Source organism: Streptosporangium fragile (assembly GCF_039534445.1).
Classification (GTDB): domain Bacteria; phylum Actinomycetota; class Actinomycetes; order Streptosporangiales; family Streptosporangiaceae; genus Streptosporangium; species Streptosporangium fragile.
The window spans coordinates 131,039-146,552 of record NZ_BAAAVI010000004.1 but is presented as its reverse complement, the minus strand read 5'-3'; the positions used below and the strand labels follow the sequence as shown (position 1 = coordinate 146,552).

At 71.7% G+C, this 15,514-nt stretch carries 14 protein-coding genes; 4 read left to right on the top strand and 10 right to left on the bottom strand.

Annotated features, from left to right (window positions below; genetic code table 11):
* Positions 1 to 19: 19 nt before the first annotated feature.
* On the bottom strand, positions 20 to 718 hold the full coding sequence (locus ABD841_RS04430) for a thioredoxin-like domain-containing protein (protein WP_344968094.1): 699 nt from the start codon (positions 716 to 718) through the stop codon (positions 20 to 22).
* 122 nt (positions 719 to 840) lie between these two features.
* Between ABD841_RS04430 and ABD841_RS04425 the strand changes: the two genes are divergently transcribed.
* Together ABD841_RS04425 and ABD841_RS04420 are read left to right on the top strand one after the other, a co-directional pair.
* On the top strand, positions 841 to 1,491 hold the full coding sequence (locus ABD841_RS04425) for a DUF305 domain-containing protein (RefSeq protein WP_344968092.1): 651 nt from the start codon (positions 841 to 843) through the stop codon (positions 1,489 to 1,491).
* A gap of 88 nt (positions 1,492 to 1,579) precedes the next feature.
* Positions 1,580 to 1,879, top strand: a complete 300-nt coding sequence (locus ABD841_RS04420; RefSeq protein WP_344968090.1) for a DUF3467 domain-containing protein — start codon at positions 1,580 to 1,582, stop codon at positions 1,877 to 1,879.
* 72 nt (positions 1,880 to 1,951) lie between these two features.
* Here the strand turns inward: ABD841_RS04420 and trpS are convergent, their stop codons facing one another.
* The 4 genes from trpS to ABD841_RS04400 all read right to left on the bottom strand — a co-directional run bounded on the left by trpS (position 1,952) and on the right by ABD841_RS04400 (position 7,044).
* A complete protein-coding gene (gene trpS, locus ABD841_RS04415; protein ID WP_344968088.1) occupies positions 1,952 to 2,917 on the bottom strand; it encodes a tryptophan--tRNA ligase in 966 nt (321 codons plus the stop codon).
* Between the two features lie 151 nt (positions 2,918 to 3,068).
* On the bottom strand, positions 3,069 to 4,133 hold the full coding sequence (locus ABD841_RS04410; protein WP_344968226.1) for a threonine aldolase family protein: 1,065 nt from the start codon (positions 4,131 to 4,133) through the stop codon (positions 3,069 to 3,071).
* Positions 4,134 to 4,321: 188 nt separating this feature from the next.
* Entirely contained in the window at positions 4,322 to 4,960 is a 639-nt protein-coding gene (locus ABD841_RS04405) for an SDR family NAD(P)-dependent oxidoreductase (protein WP_344968087.1), read from the bottom strand.
* On the bottom strand, positions 4,957 to 7,044 hold the full coding sequence (locus tag ABD841_RS04400) for a DUF6421 family protein (protein ID WP_344968085.1): 2,088 nt from the start codon (positions 7,042 to 7,044) through the stop codon (positions 4,957 to 4,959). Before ABD841_RS04400 ends, ABD841_RS04405 begins: the two co-directional genes overlap by 4 nt.
* 253 nt (positions 7,045 to 7,297) lie before the next feature.
* On the opposite strand from ABD841_RS04400, the gene ABD841_RS04395 reads away from it, so the two are divergent.
* Both ABD841_RS04395 and ABD841_RS04390 read left to right on the top strand, forming a co-directional pair.
* Positions 7,298 to 7,936 carry a hypothetical protein gene (locus tag ABD841_RS04395; RefSeq protein ID WP_344968083.1) on the top strand — a complete coding sequence of 213 codons (639 nt, stop codon included), beginning with the start codon at positions 7,298 to 7,300 and terminating at the stop codon, positions 7,934 to 7,936.
* A gap of 195 nt (positions 7,937 to 8,131) precedes the next feature.
* Entirely contained in the window at positions 8,132 to 9,715 is a 1,584-nt protein-coding gene (locus ABD841_RS04390) for a GAF domain-containing protein (protein ID WP_344968081.1), read from the top strand.
* Positions 9,716 to 9,789: 74 nt separating this feature from the next.
* Here the strand turns inward: ABD841_RS04390 and ABD841_RS04385 are convergent, their stop codons facing one another.
* The 5 genes from ABD841_RS04385 to ABD841_RS04365 all read right to left on the bottom strand — a co-directional run bounded on the left by ABD841_RS04385 (position 9,790) and on the right by ABD841_RS04365 (position 15,294).
* Entirely contained in the window at positions 9,790 to 10,845 is a 1,056-nt protein-coding gene (locus tag ABD841_RS04385) for a 2,3-butanediol dehydrogenase (RefSeq protein ID WP_344968079.1), read from the bottom strand.
* A gap of 89 nt (positions 10,846 to 10,934) precedes the next feature.
* On the bottom strand, positions 10,935 to 12,071 hold the full coding sequence (locus ABD841_RS04380) for an acetoin dehydrogenase dihydrolipoyllysine-residue acetyltransferase subunit (protein ID WP_344968077.1): 1,137 nt from the start codon (positions 12,069 to 12,071) through the stop codon (positions 10,935 to 10,937).
* A 58-nt stretch (positions 12,072 to 12,129) separates the two neighbouring features.
* A complete protein-coding gene (locus ABD841_RS04375) occupies positions 12,130 to 13,146 on the bottom strand; it encodes an alpha-ketoacid dehydrogenase subunit beta (protein WP_344968075.1) in 1,017 nt (338 codons plus the stop codon).
* A 12-nt stretch (positions 13,147 to 13,158) separates the two neighbouring features.
* Complete coding sequence (locus ABD841_RS04370) at positions 13,159 to 14,154, bottom strand: thiamine pyrophosphate-dependent dehydrogenase E1 component subunit alpha (protein ID WP_344968073.1); 996 nt, start codon at positions 14,152 to 14,154, stop codon at positions 13,159 to 13,161.
* Positions 14,155 to 14,631: 477 nt separating this feature from the next.
* Complete coding sequence (locus ABD841_RS04365) at positions 14,632 to 15,294, bottom strand: response regulator (RefSeq protein ID WP_344968072.1); 663 nt, start codon at positions 15,292 to 15,294, stop codon at positions 14,632 to 14,634.
* Positions 15,295 to 15,514: the final 220 nt, after the last annotated feature.

The window sequence follows — 15,514 nt, the reverse complement described above, 5'->3', positions numbered from 1 at the left end:
GTCAGGCCCGGGAGAGCCGTCAGGGAGTCGGGCTGCTGCCGGCCGAGGGCGTCTCGGTGGCGGCCGGGCTCTGGCTCGGCGACGTGCTCGGCGCGGCCGGGATCGGGGCCTCGGCCGTGGTGGTGCTCACCGCACCGTCGCAGGACGCGCCCAGCTCGGGGGTGTCCGGCCCGTTCTTGTACTTGCTGATGAACCTGGGCAGGCGCGGGTCGTCGGCGTTGTCGAGCTTGAGCTGGTTGTTCCAGGAGCTGACCACGATCTTGGCGGGCAGCCCCGGGTACGGGCTCAGGAGCATGTAGTCGGCGGAGGCCAGCTCCTTCAGCCTGTCGACCTGATCCTTGGGCAGGTCGGGCTGGTAGGTGATCCACACGGCGCCGTGCTCCAGCGAGTGGACGGCGTTCTCGTTGTTGATCGGCTGGTCGTAGATGCCGCAGTTCTGCCAGGCCGGGTGGTGCGGGCCGCCGAGCGGCGGGTTCTCCTTATAGGAGATCTTCGTCTGGACGTGTTCGGCGGCGGGGTACTTCGCGGTGGTGACGGCGGCGAGAGAGACCGGCGCCTGCTCCTTGACCAGGTAGAAGCCGACGGCGCCGATCAGCAGCGCGATGACGACGCCTCCCACGCCCCACATCAGGAACGCGACCCGGCGTTCCTTGCGCTTCTGCTCCGCGCGCATCCGGGCGAGATGGTCTCGCCTCGCCTGCGTCTTCTCCTTGGACATCGACCCTCCAGCCGGCGGATACCTCCGGGTCAGCCTATGCCCTGCCGGCGTATGTGGAGAATAAGCAATTGACAATGCGTGATACCGCGACGATTCCTGATAGTGGGTACTCTGGGCAGGCCATGGAAACTCCCGTCGAAGATCCGCCCAAGCCTCGGCATCGCTTCGTGCTCGGCGTGCTGCTGGGGTGCCTCGCGCTGGTGGGCGTCCTGCTGGTGATCGTCGGCAGGACCACGGCCCCGACCGACGCCTCGCCGGAGGCGGGTTTCGCGCGCGATATGGCCGTCCACCACGCACAGGCCGTCGAGATGGCCTTCATCGCCAGGGACGGCAGCGAGGACGAGGCGATCCGGACGCTGACCTACGACATCATCGTCACGCAGACGGCCCAGCGCGGTATCTTCATGGGCTGGTTGCAGCAGTGGGGGCTGAACCAGTCGACGGAACGGCCGCCCATGGCGTGGATGGCCGGTCACGGCGGCCACGCCGTAACGGCCGGGGCGCCCACGACGATGCCCGGTATGGCCAGCGACGACGAGCTCACCAGGCTTCGTTCGGCGAAGGGCGAAGACCAGGAGATCCTCTTCCTGCAGCTCATGATCCGCCATCACGAGGGCGGCGTGCAGATGGCGCAGGGTCTGCTGAGACTGTCCGATCGCGACGAGGTGGCCACCATGGCCAAGCACATCGCCAACGGCCAGACGGGAGAGATCAACCTGATGACCGACATGTTGCGGCAGCGCGGCGGGCAGCCGCTGCCCTCCATCCTGTGACAGCGACTGACAGACAGCGACGGCGCATCCCTGCGCGGCCGGTTACCGGCCAGGGCAGCCTGGAGCCGACCTGGCCGGAGGAAGAGGAATGGTGAACGACGAGCCGGAGAACCGGCTGGAGGTGAGCATCTCCGCCGAAGTGGAAATGGGGCAGTATGCCAACTTCGCCTCTGTCTGGCACACCGAGGATGGTTTCGTCCTCGACTTCGCGGTGATCACCAGACCTCCCCAGCTGGCCAACGACCCGTCCTCCGGCCAGCACTTCGTGAGCGTGCCGACCCGGATCGTCAGCCGCATCCGCATCCCGCCGAGCCAGGTGTTCGAGCTGATGAAGGCCCTCGAACAGCAGCTCACCGCGTACGAGAAGGAGACCGGCCACAAGAACTGACCCCGGCCGGTCTCCTCCCCTCCGCCGCTCCGCCTCAGGTCCGGCCGCCCTGCCCGTGACGGCCCGCCCTCTTCACGGCAGGCCGATCGCCTTCCTGGCCGCCGCCAGCAGGCCGGCGGTGCGCTCTACCGCTCGGGCGGCCCCCGCCGCGAGCAGCCGCGACAGCTCGCCCTGGTCGGACGAGAGCTCGGCGTACCGCTCCCGGACGGGCCGCAGCGTCTCCACCACCGCCTCGGCCGCCTCGCGCTTGAGCGCCCCGTACGTGGCGTGGGAGAGCGACTCGACCGGCTGCCCGGAGCAGACCGCGAGGAGGGTGAGCAGGTTGGAGACCCCGGGCTTGCCCTCGGGGTCGTAGCGCACCTCGGTCCCCGAGTCGGTCACCGCGCGCATGACCTTCCGGCGGACGTCGGCGGGCGGGTCGAGCAGGTAGACCGTCCCCGCCGCCGGGCCATCCGACTTGCCCATCTTCGAGGTGGGCGCGGTCAGGTCCATGACCCGGGCGGCCAGTGGCGGGTGCACCGCCTCGGGCACGGTGAAGGTCTCACCGTAGAGGTGGTTGAACCGCAGGGCCAGGTCCCTGGTCAGCTCGACGTGCTGGCGCTGGTCCTCCCCCACGGGCACGAGGTCGGCCCGGTGCAGCAGGATGTCGGCGGCCATCAGCGCGGGGTAGGTGAGCAGGGAGAGCCGCACCTCCTCCTGCCGGGCCGACTTCTCCCTGAACTGGATCATCCGCCGCATCTCGCCGAAGTGGGCGGTGCTCTCCAGCAGGTAGGCCAGCTCGGTGTGCGCGGGCACCTGCGACTGGACGTACACCAGGGAGCGGTCGAGGCCGCAGGCGAGCAGCAGGGCCGCCGCCTCACGGGTTCTGGCGCGCAGGACCTCGGGGTCGTGCTTGATCGTCAGGGCGTGCAGGTCGGCGACGGCGTAGACGCAGTCGGCCTCGTCCTGGAGCCGGGCGGCGGGCATGATCGCGCCCAGCAGGTTGCCGAGCGTCAGGTGGCCGGTCGGCTTGAAGGCCGAGAAGACGCGCTTGGTCATGGTCACTCCTCGTGGAAGGGACCGCCCCGCACCGGCCGTACGCGCACAACGGAAACGACCGCCGGTGAACGGCGGCCGTTTCGGTGCGCAGTCGGGACTGGCTAGCGGGTCCGCCGATGGGCGGCCCGCCACAGACCCAGACTGTGCTTGCTCATGCCGACGAGGATATCTCCTCCGCCACCGCGGCGGCGAACGCGTCCACGTCGGCCTCGGTGGTGTCGAACGCGGTCATCCAGCGGACCTCGCCGGTGGCCTCGTTCCAGGTGTAGAAGCGGAAGCGTTTCTGCAGGCGCTCGGTGACGTCCCGGGGCAGGACCACGAAGACCGCGTTGGCCTGCACCGGGCGGAGGATCTCCACGCCGGGGATGTCCCGCACGGCGTCGGCCAGCCGCCGGGCCATGGCGTTGGCGTGGCGGGCGTTGCGCAGCCACAGGTCCCCGGCGAGCAGCGCCTCGAACTGCACCGAGACGAACCGCATCTTGGAGGCCAGTTGCATGGCGCTCTTGCGCAGGTAGCGCAGGCCGCGCACGGCGTCGGGGTTGAGCACCACGACGGCCTCGCCGAACATCAGACCGGCCTTCGTGCCGCCGAAGGAGAGCACGTCCACGCCCGCGTCCGTGGTGAACGCGCGCAACGGCACGTCCAGCGCCGCGGCGGCGTTGGTGGCGCGGGCGCCGTCCAGGTGGACGACCATGCCGAGCCCGTGGGCGTGGTCGCAGACCGCCCTGATCTCCTCGGGCGTGTAGAGCGTGCCCAGCTCGGTGCTCTGCGTGATCGAGACCACCTTGGGCTGGGCCCGGTGCTCGTCGCCGAAGCCCCAGGCCTGCCGGTCGATCAGCTCGGGGGTGAGCTTGCCGTCCGGGGTGGCCACGGGCAGCAGCTTGAGCCCCGCGGACCGCTCGGGCGCGCCGCCCTCGTCGGTGTGGATGTGGGCCGACTCGGCGCACACCACCGCCTCCCAGTGGGCGGTCATCGAGCGGAGCGCGACCACGTTGGCGCCGGTGCCGTTGAACATCGGCCAGGCCTCGGCGGTGGGCCCGAAGTGCGCCCGGAAGACCTCCTGCAGCGCCTCGGTGTAGACGTCGTCGCCGTAGGCGGTCTGGTGGCCCCCGTTGGCGAGTGCGATCGCCTGGAGGATCTCGGGGTGGACCCCGGCGTAGTTGTCGCTGGCGAAGCCCTTCACCAGCGGGTCGTGCCTGCGGATCGCGTCCGTCACGTCGTGTTTCTCCTCGTCCGGCGGCCGGGGCCGCGCCCGGCCGCCGTCGTGCTCTTCGAGCCGGCCGCGCTCGCTCACCGAACCGGCCGTGCCCGCTCTCCCTACCGGCCGCGCTCGCTCGCCGCACCGGTCATGTCCGCTCACCGAACCGGCCGTACTCGTCCACCGCGCCGGTCGTGCCCGCCGGGTCAGCCGGTGAGGTCGACCCGGGTGCCGTTGGCGTCGGTGTCCCACAGGGCCTCGACGGCCGCGGCGAGGTCGCCGACGTCGGTGAAGCCGGGGAAGGTCTTGTCCGGGGACGCGGCACGCATGCCGTCGTGCACCAGCGCCTTGACGACCAGGATGTTCGCGGTGGCGGAGGTGCCCTCCAGGGCGTCGGCGAAGGCCAGGGTCCAGGCCTCCGCGGCGGCCTTGGCCGCGGCGTAGGCCGCGTTGCCCTGGGTCGGCCGCTCGGCCGCCTTCGCCGAGACGATGGCGAACCGGCCGCGCTCACTGGCCTTGAGCAGCGGCTCGACGGCGAGCGTGACGTGCTGGAGGGTGCGGATCAGCAGGTCGTGCAGGAGCGCCCAGTCGTCCAGCGACGTCTCGGCGAAGGTCTTGGACCCGCGCCAGCCGCCGACCAGGTGCACGACCCCGTCCAGGTGGCCGTGCTCGGCCTTGATGTCCTCGGCCAGCTTCCGCACGGCCTCGGCGTCGAGGAGGTCCACCGCGAGCGTTCCGTCCGCGCCGGACTTGTCGACGCCGATGACCGTGTGCCCCTGGCCGGTGAACCGGCGGACGACGGCCTGGCCCGCGGGGCCGGCCGCGCCGGCAACAAGAATGATCATGCCCGGATCCCCTTCGTGGACTCGACGACATCGCCGAGCTTACGGCGCAGGGCCTCGTAGAACATGCTCAGGGGGAACTCGTCGGGCAGCACCGCGTCGACCACGGCCTTCGGGAAGCCCTCCGTCGGGAGCGCCGCCACGCCGCGCGCCCAGACCGAGGCCGGGTGCGGCTCGACGTAGGAGGCGACGAGCTGGTGCGCGGCCAGCCAGTGGGCGAGCTTGGCGCGGTCGATGCCGTCCCGGTAGAGCTTCTCGACCTCGGCGCGCAGGTCGGCGACACCGTCGGCGAGCCGGTCCCAGTCGACGCTCAGGCGGTTGTCGGTCCACCGGACGACGTCGTTGCGGTGCAGGTAGGCGAAGAGCAGCTGGCCGCCCAGGCCGTCGTAGTTGCGGACCCGGTCACCGGTGATCGGGAAGCGGAACAGCCGGTCGAACAGAATCGCCAGCTGGACGTAGCGGGCGTGCGGCACGCCCTCCCGCTCCAGTTTCACGGCCTCGCCGAACGCGGTCAGGTCGCAGCGGAGCTCCTCCAGCGAGTACAGCCAGTACGGCATGCGCTGCTTGATCATGAAGGGGTCGAACGGCAGGTCGCCGTGGCTGTGCGTGCGGTCGTGGACGAGGTCCCAGAGCACGAAGGTGTCCTGGGCCAGTTCCTGGGAGTCCAGCAGCCGGGCCGCGTCCGGCGGCAGGGCCAGCTTGAGCGTGTCGGCGGCGGCGCGGCCGACCTTGCGGAAGCGGGCGGCCTCGCGGTCGCAGAAGATGCCGCCCCAGGTGAAGCGGGCCGGGGTCTGGCGGACCGCGACGGTCTCGGGGAAGAGCACCGCGGAGTTGGTGTCGTAGCCGGAGGTGAAGTCCTCGAAGGCGATCGGCACGAACATCGGGTTGTCGTACCGGGTCCGCTCCAGCTCGGCCAGCCACTCGGGCCAGACGGTCCGGATCCACACGGCCTCCAGGTACCGGAAGGTCGTGCCGTTCTGCGTGTACATCGGGAAGACGACCAGGTGCTCCAGACCGTCGACCCGCTGGGCGTCGGGGTGGAAGGCGTCGAGCGAGTCGAGGAAGTCGGGCACGCCCAGGCCCTGCTCGACCCACTTGCGCAGGTCGGCGACGACGGCGGCGAGGTAGGCCTCGTCGTGCGGGAAACGCGGCGCGAGGCGTACGACGTGGTCGGCGATCTCGGAGACCAGCTCCGCCGCCACCTTCCGGTCGCCCTCGATGGAGCCGTCCTTGGCCTGGAGCGGCTTGAGCCGCTCGATCGCGTCCTTGAGCCCCTGGAAGGCGGCCCGCGCCTCCGGCGAGCCCTTCGCGGCCCCGGGGGCGGGGACCCGGGCGACCCAGGTGACGAGGTTGCCCCAGAGCGTGGCGTGGTCGTAGTCGCCGATCGAGTCGTCACCGAACAGGTCGGAGTCGGCGACGACCACGACCCGGCCCCTGCCGTGCCGTACGGCCACCGCCAGCGGGCGGCCCGCGGGGGTCGCGGTGGGCGAGGTGCGGAACAGCACGGCCGCGTGCCCGGGGGCGGTGAGCACGCCGGACCGGTAGAAGCAGGCGCGGCGGGCTCCCGCGAGGAGGTCCTGACCCGCCGTGTCGGCGGCGGCGCCGGTGTCGCCGGGGACGCCGAGGACCCAGGAGGCGACACCGTTGTGGGCGTTGCGGGGGTCCTGGACGAGGGTGTGCTCGACGCCGACGCCGAAGCGGGCGAGCAGCTCGGTGAGGTTGCTGCCGTACTTGTCCTGCTCGTACTCGGCCAGGACGACCAGCCCGCCGCCCTCGCTGACGTACTCCTCGATCGCGTCGAGCTCCTCGACGGGCAGGACGGGGCTGCCCAGGCCGGTGGTGCGCTCCCAGTGCTCGGCGGACGGGTGCGCGACCACGAAGACGTCGACCGCGCCGAGCAGGGCCGGGGTCAGCGGGCCCCCGGTGTGCGCGGTGACGGTGTGGCCGAGGCGGCGCAGGGTCTCGGCGGCACGGGCGTAGCTGCTGTCGTCGGGGTGGCCGGGATTCATCGTCTCGGCCACGTCCCGCCGTATGGTCCACGACTCGCTGTGGGCCTCATCGAACAGCACCCGCGGGAAAGCCGTCACGATAAATCCTCCTTCGGATGGGACTCAACGACGGAAAATATACACAACCATCCTGATTTTTGGCACACCCCTTACGGCACGACCTGCGGAGGGGCACGGTCGGCTCACGCGGGGGGCGGTGAACCGGCTCTCCCGAGGACGGTGGATCAACCCGCGTGGGGACGCCGGATCAACCCGCGGGCGGACGCCCCGGCGAAGAGCGCTGATCTACCGTTCCGCGCGACGGCACGCGGACACGCCAGCGAGAAGACACATGCTCAAGAACGCAGCCGGCCTGCGGCACGTCGGCACCGGCGTACTGCTGATCGCCACCGCGCTGTCCTCGGTGGCCTTCTCCCTGGTCGAGCCCCCGGACCCCGCCGGGCTCGGCGTGATCCTGCTGTCCTACGTGAGCGGCCTGATGCTGCCCGTAGCGATTCTCGGCCTGCTGCACCTGATGCGCCGCAGAGCGCCGGTCTGGCGCCTGGCCGGATGGCTGGCCGTCGTCGGCACCGCCGTCCCCCTGGCCATCGCCCTGGTCGAAGATCTGATGCCGAACGCGTTGGGCGGGGCGTCCCCGGGCGGCTCTCCGCTGCTCGAGAACGTCTTCCTGGTCCTGATGCTGTTCGCCGACGGGGGTTTGCTGCTCCTGCTGATCGGCATGTGGCGGGCGAGAATCGTCCACGGGTTGGTCCCGCTCATCTTCGCGGCCTCATGGGTGCCCCTCTACCTGGGGATAACGTTCTTCCTGCTGCTCGCCATAGCGATAGTGCAACCGGTGCTGCCGTTCCTCTGGGCGTTCTCCCTGGGCCGGCTCGGGATCACGGTCCTCCGGACGGACCGGGAGGCATGGACCTCCCACCGCTCCCCCGCCCCGGCACCGGACGCGGCTTCCTGCGCGTCACCGCGATGACGCGTCCATCCCGCCGCGCCCCGGCCGGCGCCCGTTTCCGGCGGTGGCGGTACCGGGTCCGGGCAGGCCGGGCACACCGGCCAAGGTTGCATCCGCGTTGCGTAGCCTTGTCGGCGAGGTTACGGGGAAGCCATCATCGATTGATCGGGGCCTGTGTGTGTCGCCTCGATCACATCCTGAGGTGGGGAGGTATCGATGGGCTCGGACCAGCAGTTGTCCGCCGTCCGGATCGCGACCGACGCGGTGGGCCTCGCCCCCCTTCTCGCCGAGGTCAGGCACGCCGTCCTCAACGGCGACCGCACCGCGGTGGTTCCCCGCCCGGTGGTCTCCGAGTCGTGGCAGCGCTGCCTGCGCGCCGGCCTCGACCCGGACAGGCCGCGGTCGCTGAGCACGTTCGACGCCAAGACGGTCTACGAGATGCGGGCGGGGCATCCGCTGGCCCAGGTGCTCCCGCTGCTGCGCTCCACGCTCCTCTGCGTCGCCGAGGAGGCCCTGCACGTCATGGTCGTCACCGACGTGCAGGGCCACGTGCTGTGGATGGACGGCCAGTCGGACGTGCGGCGGCTGGCCGACCGCTTCCAGTTCGTCGAGGGCGTGCGGTGGGCCGAGGACACCGTGGGCACCAACGCGATCGGCACGGCGCTGGCGATCGACCGCCCCGTGCAGATCTACGCCTCCGAGCACTACGCCAGCGGCCAGCATGTCTGGACGTGCGCGGCGGCGCCCGTGCACGACCCCGACACCGGCGCCGTCCTCGGGGTGGTCGACGTCAGCGGGCCGTTCCAGACGATCCACCCGGCGACCTCCGCGCTCGTCAACGCGGCGGCCCGGCTCGCCGAGGAGCATCTGCGCATCCGCATGACCGCACGCGACGAGCGGCTCCGCCAGCGGAACATGGTCCATCTCGACCGGTTGCGCGGCGCGCCCGGCGCGCTCCTGAACGCGTCGGGGCGCATTCTCGCCACCTCGCCCGCGGGATGGGTCGAGGGCCGCCTCGACGTCCCGGCGGAAGGCGGCGAATGCCTGCTGCCGAGCGGCGATCTCGCGGTGGCCGAACCGATCCGCGGCGGCTTCCTGGTCCGGTCCGCGGAACCGGGACACGCCACCCGGACGTCCCGGCCCACCCTGAAGCTCACCTTCCTGGGCGCCGACCCGCCGATGGCCGTACTCGCCGGGCGGCCCACGCCGCTGACACTGCGGCACGCCGAGTTGCTCGCCATGCTGGCGCTGCACCCGAAAGGGCTCACCGCCGACCAGCTCGCCGCGTACCTCTACGGGGACGCGGGGAACCCGGTGACCGTGCGCGCCGAGATGCACCGCCTGCGCGCGTTGCTCGGCGGTGTCGTCGAGGCGAAGCCGTACCGCCTGACGGCGGCGGTCGAGGCGGACTTCGTCACCGCCCGGAACCTGCTCGGCACCGGGCGTGTCGCGGACGTCCTCGACGAGTACCGCGGTGCCCTGCTGCCGCTGTCGGACGCGCCGGCGGTGCGGGACGAGCGGGAGGAGCTGACGGCCGCCGTCCGGCGGACGGTCATCGACCGCGGTGACGCGGCGGCCGTGCTGCGCTGGACGGAACTCGACGAGGGCCGGGAGGACCTGGAGGCGCTGTCCCGGCTGCTGAGGCTGCTCCCGCCCGCGGACCCGCGGCGGGCCGCGGTCGTCGCCCGGTACGACCGTCTGTGCGCCCAGGCGGCCCACGAAGCCCGTCTGCTGCAGCGGTTGCGGCACTCCCCGGCGAGGCCGGGCACCGGCGCCCCACCCACGCGACGGCCGCGCTGACGCGGCGCGCCCCGGGGAAGCAGGCCGCCCCGGCCCGGAGCCGGAGTGGGCCACCCGGCCGGGACGGACCCCGGTCACGGCCGGATGAGGATCTTGACGTGCTCGTCCTTGTTGCCGATCAGTTCGCGGAACCCCCCGTCGACGATGTCGTCCAGCGGGACCCGCGCGGTGATGAACCGCCCCGCGTCGACCTTCCCGTCGGCCAGCAGCCGGATCGTGTCCGGGTGGTCGTCGCAGTAGGCGAGCGTGCCCAGGACGCTGACCTCCTTCATCACCAGGTCGTTCATCTGGAGAGTCGCCGGATGGCCCCAGATGGCCACGTTCACCACCGTGCCGCCCGCCCGCACGGACGAGATCGCCTGGGCGAGCACGGCGTCGAGTCCGGCGCACTCGAACGCGACGTCGGCACCGGCGCCGCCGGTCAGGTCGGCGACGGCCGCGGGCACGTCGGTCTCGGCCGGGTCCAGCACGACGTCCGCTCCCGCGCCGGGCGCCTTCGCCTTGCGCGCCGCGGCGGGTTCGACGACGATGACGCGCCCGGCCCCGGCCGCGCGCAGGCAGGCCGTGGTGACCAGCCCGATCGGTCCGGAGCCGAAAACCACCGCGGTCTGGCCGGGCCGCACGCCGGACAGCCGTACGGCGTGGTAGCCGACGGCGAGCGGCTCGACGAGGGCGCCGAGATCCGTGGGGATCCCGCCGAGCGGGTGCGCCCTGGTGGCGTCCACGACGCAGTACTCGGCGAAGCCGCCGCCGCCCCCGGCCAGACCGACGAAACCGAGAGAGCGGCAGACGTTGTACCGGCCCGCCAGGCAGGCGGGGCATTTCCCGCAGGTGTGGTACGGCTCCACCGCCACCCGGTCGCCCTCGGCGAGACCGGTGACGCCCGGCCCGACCTCGGCGACGACGCCGGCGAACTCGTGGCCCATGATCACCGGTGGTTCCTCGCCCGTGAGCGGGTGCGGGCTCCCCGGGGCGGGGATGAGGATCGGGCCCTCCAGATACTCGTGCAGGTCGGTGCCGCAGATGCCGCACCACTCCACGCGTACCTTCACCGTCCCCGGGCGGACCTCGGGCTCGGGGACCTCCTCGACGCGGATGTCACCCGGACCGTGGAATCTGGCTGCCTTCATCGTGCTCTGGACTCCTCTCACGAAGCCTGATCGTCCATGGGGTGGGGCCGCCGGCGGGGCCCCTGAGGGCCGGGCCCCGCCGGCGGGGGTCACGTGCCGGAAAGGTCGGGGAGTCCGGTGAGGAAGCCCTCCAGCAGGCGGTTGACGTCGTTGGCCCGCTCCATGTGCGGGGAGTGCCCGACGCCTTCGAGCACGCTGACCCGGGCGCCCGCCGGGGCGTTCCCCGCGTGCGACGGCGGGATGACCTGATCGCGGTCACCCCAGACGACCAGCGTCGGAAGGCCGAGCCCGCCGACGTCGCCGATCAGCACGTGCCGCTGCGCGCCGCCGGGGAACAACCGGTCGGCCAGCAGCCGGAGCGCCGCGTCGACGCCGTCGAGCCGCTTGTATCTCAGGACGTCGTCGACGAGCTGGCGGGTGACCAGCTCCGGGTCGGCGAACAGGCGTTGCAGCACGGGTTTGAGCTCCCGGCGGTTGCCGGCGCCGACGAAGCCGTCGATGTAGGCGGCGTCCATCTCGGTGCCGAAGCCGGCGCTGCCGATCAGGGTGAGCGACGCGGCGTGCCGCGGGGCCCGCAGCGCCGCCGCCATGGCCACCAGCCCGCCCATGGAGTGCCCGACCAGATGCGCCCGGTCGATCCCGTTCACCGCCAGGAAGCCGAGCAGCGTCTGCGCGAGCGCGTCCAGGCCGCCCGGCTCCACGTCCTTCGCGGAACCGCCGTGCCCGGGCAGGTCGAGCGCGTAGACGCGGTGCCGTTCCGCCAGAGCGGGGATGGTGAACAGCCAGTTGTTGAGGTCGCCGCCGAAGCCGTGCACCAGGACGACGGGGTCGCCGGTCTCGCCCCGCCGGATGTACCGGATGGTCCGGCCGCCCACCTCGGTGGTCTCCGGGCCGTCCCCGGCGGTCTCCCCGTCCTCCTCCGCCGGGACGAGACCGGCCTGGAACTCCTCGACGAACCGGTCGATCTCCTCCTCCGGCACGGAGGGGTCGGCGACCACGGCGAGCAGCCCGCCGACCGGCACCCAATCCCCCTTCTCGACGACGCGCCGCCGCACGACGCCGCTCACCGGGGACTCGATCACCCCGTTGATCTTCTCGGTCTCCACCTCCACGACGTCGTCGCCGACGGAGATCTCGTCACCCACGTCGACGATCCAGGCGTCGACCTGGCCTCGCGTCATCGACAGGCCCCACTTGGGCATGCCGATCGGCTGCACGTCACTCACGATGCCTCCTTCACCGGCAGCGTTCGTATTCCGCTGCCGCGCCCACCCGTTCGCCCGCTCACGCGGGCTCCCGCACGGTGATCGAGCGGACGGCCTCCACCACGCAGACGGCGTCCGGCACGTAGACGTCCTCGAGCACCGGGCTGAACGGGACCGGGGTGTGCGGCGGCGTCACGGTTCGGACGGGGGCGCGCAGCGCGTCGAACGCCCGGGTGGCGACGAGCGAGGCGATGTCGGCCGCCATGCCGCAGCGTGGGCCGGCCTCGTCCACGACGACGAGCCTGCCGGTGCGCCCGACGCTCTCGAGGATGGTCTCCTCATCGAGCGGCGAGGTGGTGCGCGGGTCGATCACCTCGCAGCTCACGCCTTCGGCCGCGAGCGTGTCCGCGGCTTCCGTGGCCATGTGCACCATGCGCCCCAGCGCCACGATCGTGACGTCGTCGCCGTCACGGACGATGTCCGCCTCGCCGAAGGGCACGACGTACGGCTCCTCGGGCACCTCACCCTGCAACGTGTAGAGCACCTTGTGCTCGAAGAAGATCACCGGATCGTTGTCGCGGATCGCCTGGATCAGCAGGCCCTTGGCGTCGTACGGGGTCGACGGCAGCACGACCTTGAGCCCCGGGATGTGCGTGAAGAGCGGGTAGAGGCTCTGCGAGTGCTGCGAGGCGGCCCGGATACCGGCGCCGTACATCGTGCGGATCACCATCGGCGTCTCCGCCTTGCCGCCGAACATGTACCTGAACTTCGCCGCCTGGTTGAAGATCTGGTCGAAGCAGACCCCCATGAAGTCGACGAACATGAGTTCCGCGACCGGCCGCAGACCGGACGAGGCCGCGCCCGCCGCCGCTCCGATGTACGCGGACTCGCTGATCGGCGTGTCCAGCACCCGGTCGGGGAACTCCGGCCACAGCCCCTTGGTGACGCCGAGCACGCCGCCCCAGGCGTCCTTCTCCTGGTCGGTGCCCATGCCGCCGGCGACGTCCTCGCCGAACACGACGACGGTCGGGTCGCGGCGCATCTCCTGCGCGAGCGCCTCGTTGATCGCCTGCTGGTACGTGATCTTGCGTGTCATCGGGATCTCCCGTCAGTACGAGACGTAGACGTCGGTCAGGACGGCGTCGAGAGCCGGGTCGGGCGCCCGCTTCGCCTCGGCGACCGCCTCGTCGACCAACGTCGCGATCTCCCCGTCGATCGTCCGCAGCTCGTCCTCGCCGACGAGCCCGGCGCCCACCGCGCGCCGCTCGAACAGCAGGAGGCAGTCCTTGGTCGCGCGGGCGTTCTCGACCTCCCCGGGATCCCGGTACGTCTGCTGGTCGCCCTCGAAGTGCCCGTAGTAGCGGAGCACCTTGCACTCGATCAGCGACGGGCCGCCGCCCGAGCGCGCCCGCGCCACGGCCTCGCGCGTCGCCTCGTACACGGCGAAGAAGTCGTGCCCGTCGACCACCACGCCGGGCAGGCCGAAGCCCTCGGCCCGCCTGGCGACCTCGATCCCGGCCTGGTGGAACATCGACGACGTGGCCTCCGCGTAGCCGTTGTTCTCCACCACGAAGACGACCGGCAGGTTCCACACCGTGGCCAGGTTGAGGCTCTCCAGGAACGTGCCCTGGTTGGAGCCGCCGTCGCCGGTGAACGAGACCGCCACCTGGTCGGTGCCGGTCACCCTGGCCTTGAGGCCGACGCCGCAGACCAGCGGTGGGCCGCCGCCGACGATCCCGTTCGCGCCCAGCATGCCGACCGCGAGGTCGGCGATGTGCATCGAGCCGCCCTTGCCTCGGCAGATCCCCGTGGCCTTGCCGTAGATCTCGGCCATCATGCCCTTGACGTCACAGCCCTTGGCGATGGCGTGACCGTGGCCGCGGTGCGTGCTGGCGATGTAGTCGTCGTCGCGGAGATTCGCGCAGACACCGGCGGCGATCGCCTCCTCACCCGCGTACAGGTGAACGAAACCGGGGATCTCACCGGTCGCGAACTCGAAGTGCAGCCTCTCCTCGAACTCCCGGATGGTGCGCATCACGCGGTAGTGCCGAAGCAGATCCTGTTTGGTGAGAACGCCTGACGCCGCTTGTACGTCCGTCGTCATTGTGTGCTCCTCGTGAAGACGTGACCGAGGCCGGCCGACCAGCCGAAGTGCAGTGACGGTATGTCCGCCGAAGTTGCATCGGCATCGCAGCGGCCCCTGTCCGGCGAGGCGGGGTCGCCCGCCCGGGAGGGCATGACGTGAACGGTGACGTACGGACGGATCGTGCCGTTACCTCGTACGGGGGACGGCGGGTCATCCCAGCGGCGGACGACCCGGCACGGACCGGCGGCCTACCGTCCTGGTGACGGTCCCGTACGGCCAAGGGCGACCCACATGTTCCATGACTCCGCCGATTTCCGGCGCATCGCGCCGGGGGCGCCGCCGATCGCCGCCCCGCGGCGCCGGCGCGTCGCCGGAGTGTGCCGCATCGGCGCTTCCGCGATCGAGCACGGCCCCGTGACCGCCCTGCTCGGGGCGGTCCACGGGCATGCTCGGCCGGCTCGGGGAGAGGATGAGCCGGGAGCGACGGGTCTCGTCCTACCCGACCGAGGCACCCGGCCGGACGACGCCCGACTCGTACGCGAACACCACCGCCTGAGCGCGGTCACGCAGGTGGAGCTTCATCAGCACCCGCGCCACGTGGGTCTTGACCGTGGCCTCGCCGACGAAGAGCTTGCTCGCGATCTCGGCGTTGGTGAGGCCACGGGCCAGGAAGCGCAGCACCTCCAGCTCGCGCGGGGTGAGCTCCGACAGCTGCGGCGGGGGTGCGGGATCGTGGCGGCCGGCGAAGGAGGCGATGACCCGGGTGGTGACGGCCGGGTCGAGCAGGGCGTCACCGCCGACGACGATCCGGATGGCGTCCACGAGCTGCTCGGGGGGCGAGACCTTGAGCAGGAAGCCGCTGGTCCCGGCGCGGAGCGCGGCGTAGAGGTTCTCGTCGGTGTCGAAGGTCGTCAGCATGACGACCTTCGGCGGGTCCGGCCAGTCCAGCAGCTGCCGGGCGGCGGTCAGTCCGTCCATGCGCGGCATCGAGATGTCCATGAGGACGATGTCGGGCTTGGTACGACGGGCCACGGCGACGGCCTCGACCCCGTCCGCGGCCTCGCCCACCACCTCCATGCCGGCTTCACTCTCCACGACGAGCTTCAGCCCGGCGCGGACCATCGCCTGGTCGTCGGCGATCACGATGCGGATGCTCACTTCTTCTCCTTGCCAGGCGGCTCGGCGCCTCGTTCACGGGTTCGCCCGGTCGACAGGTCACGTGATCGGCTCATGGACCCGCATCTTCCCGGAGGCCGGCGGGGATGCGCGGACGCGGAAACCACTCCCCGGGCGCGGGCCGGCCTCGCGGGCCGGAGGAGACGGGCGAGGCCACCGCGCCGGGCAGCAGGCCGGATCTCGGCACCGTGCGTACGTGCCG

Bases quoted from the DNA above. Each gene is read 5' to 3' on its own strand.
- ABD841_RS04430 (WP_344968094.1), bottom strand. From the start codon at position 718: ATGTCCAAGGAGAAGACGCAGGCGAGGCGAGACCATCTCGCCCGGATG.
- ABD841_RS04425 (WP_344968092.1), top strand. From the start codon at position 841: ATGGAAACTCCCGTCGAAGATCCGCCCAAGCCTCGGCATCGCTTCGTG.
- ABD841_RS04420 (WP_344968090.1), top strand. From the start codon at position 1,580: ATGGTGAACGACGAGCCGGAGAACCGGCTGGAGGTGAGCATCTCCGCC.
- trpS (WP_344968088.1), bottom strand. From the start codon at position 2,917: ATGACCAAGCGCGTCTTCTCGGCCTTCAAGCCGACCGGCCACCTGACG.
- ABD841_RS04405 (WP_344968087.1), bottom strand. From the start codon at position 4,960: ATGATCATTCTTGTTGCCGGCGCGGCCGGCCCCGCGGGCCAGGCCGTC.
- ABD841_RS04395 (WP_344968083.1), top strand. From the start codon at position 7,298: ATGCTCAAGAACGCAGCCGGCCTGCGGCACGTCGGCACCGGCGTACTG.
- ABD841_RS04390 (WP_344968081.1), top strand. From the start codon at position 8,132: ATGGGCTCGGACCAGCAGTTGTCCGCCGTCCGGATCGCGACCGACGCG.
- ABD841_RS04385 (WP_344968079.1), bottom strand. From the start codon at position 10,845: ATGAAGGCAGCCAGATTCCACGGTCCGGGTGACATCCGCGTCGAGGAG.
- ABD841_RS04375 (WP_344968075.1), bottom strand. From the start codon at position 13,146: ATGACACGCAAGATCACGTACCAGCAGGCGATCAACGAGGCGCTCGCG.
- ABD841_RS04370 (WP_344968073.1), bottom strand. From the start codon at position 14,154: ATGACGACGGACGTACAAGCGGCGTCAGGCGTTCTCACCAAACAGGAT.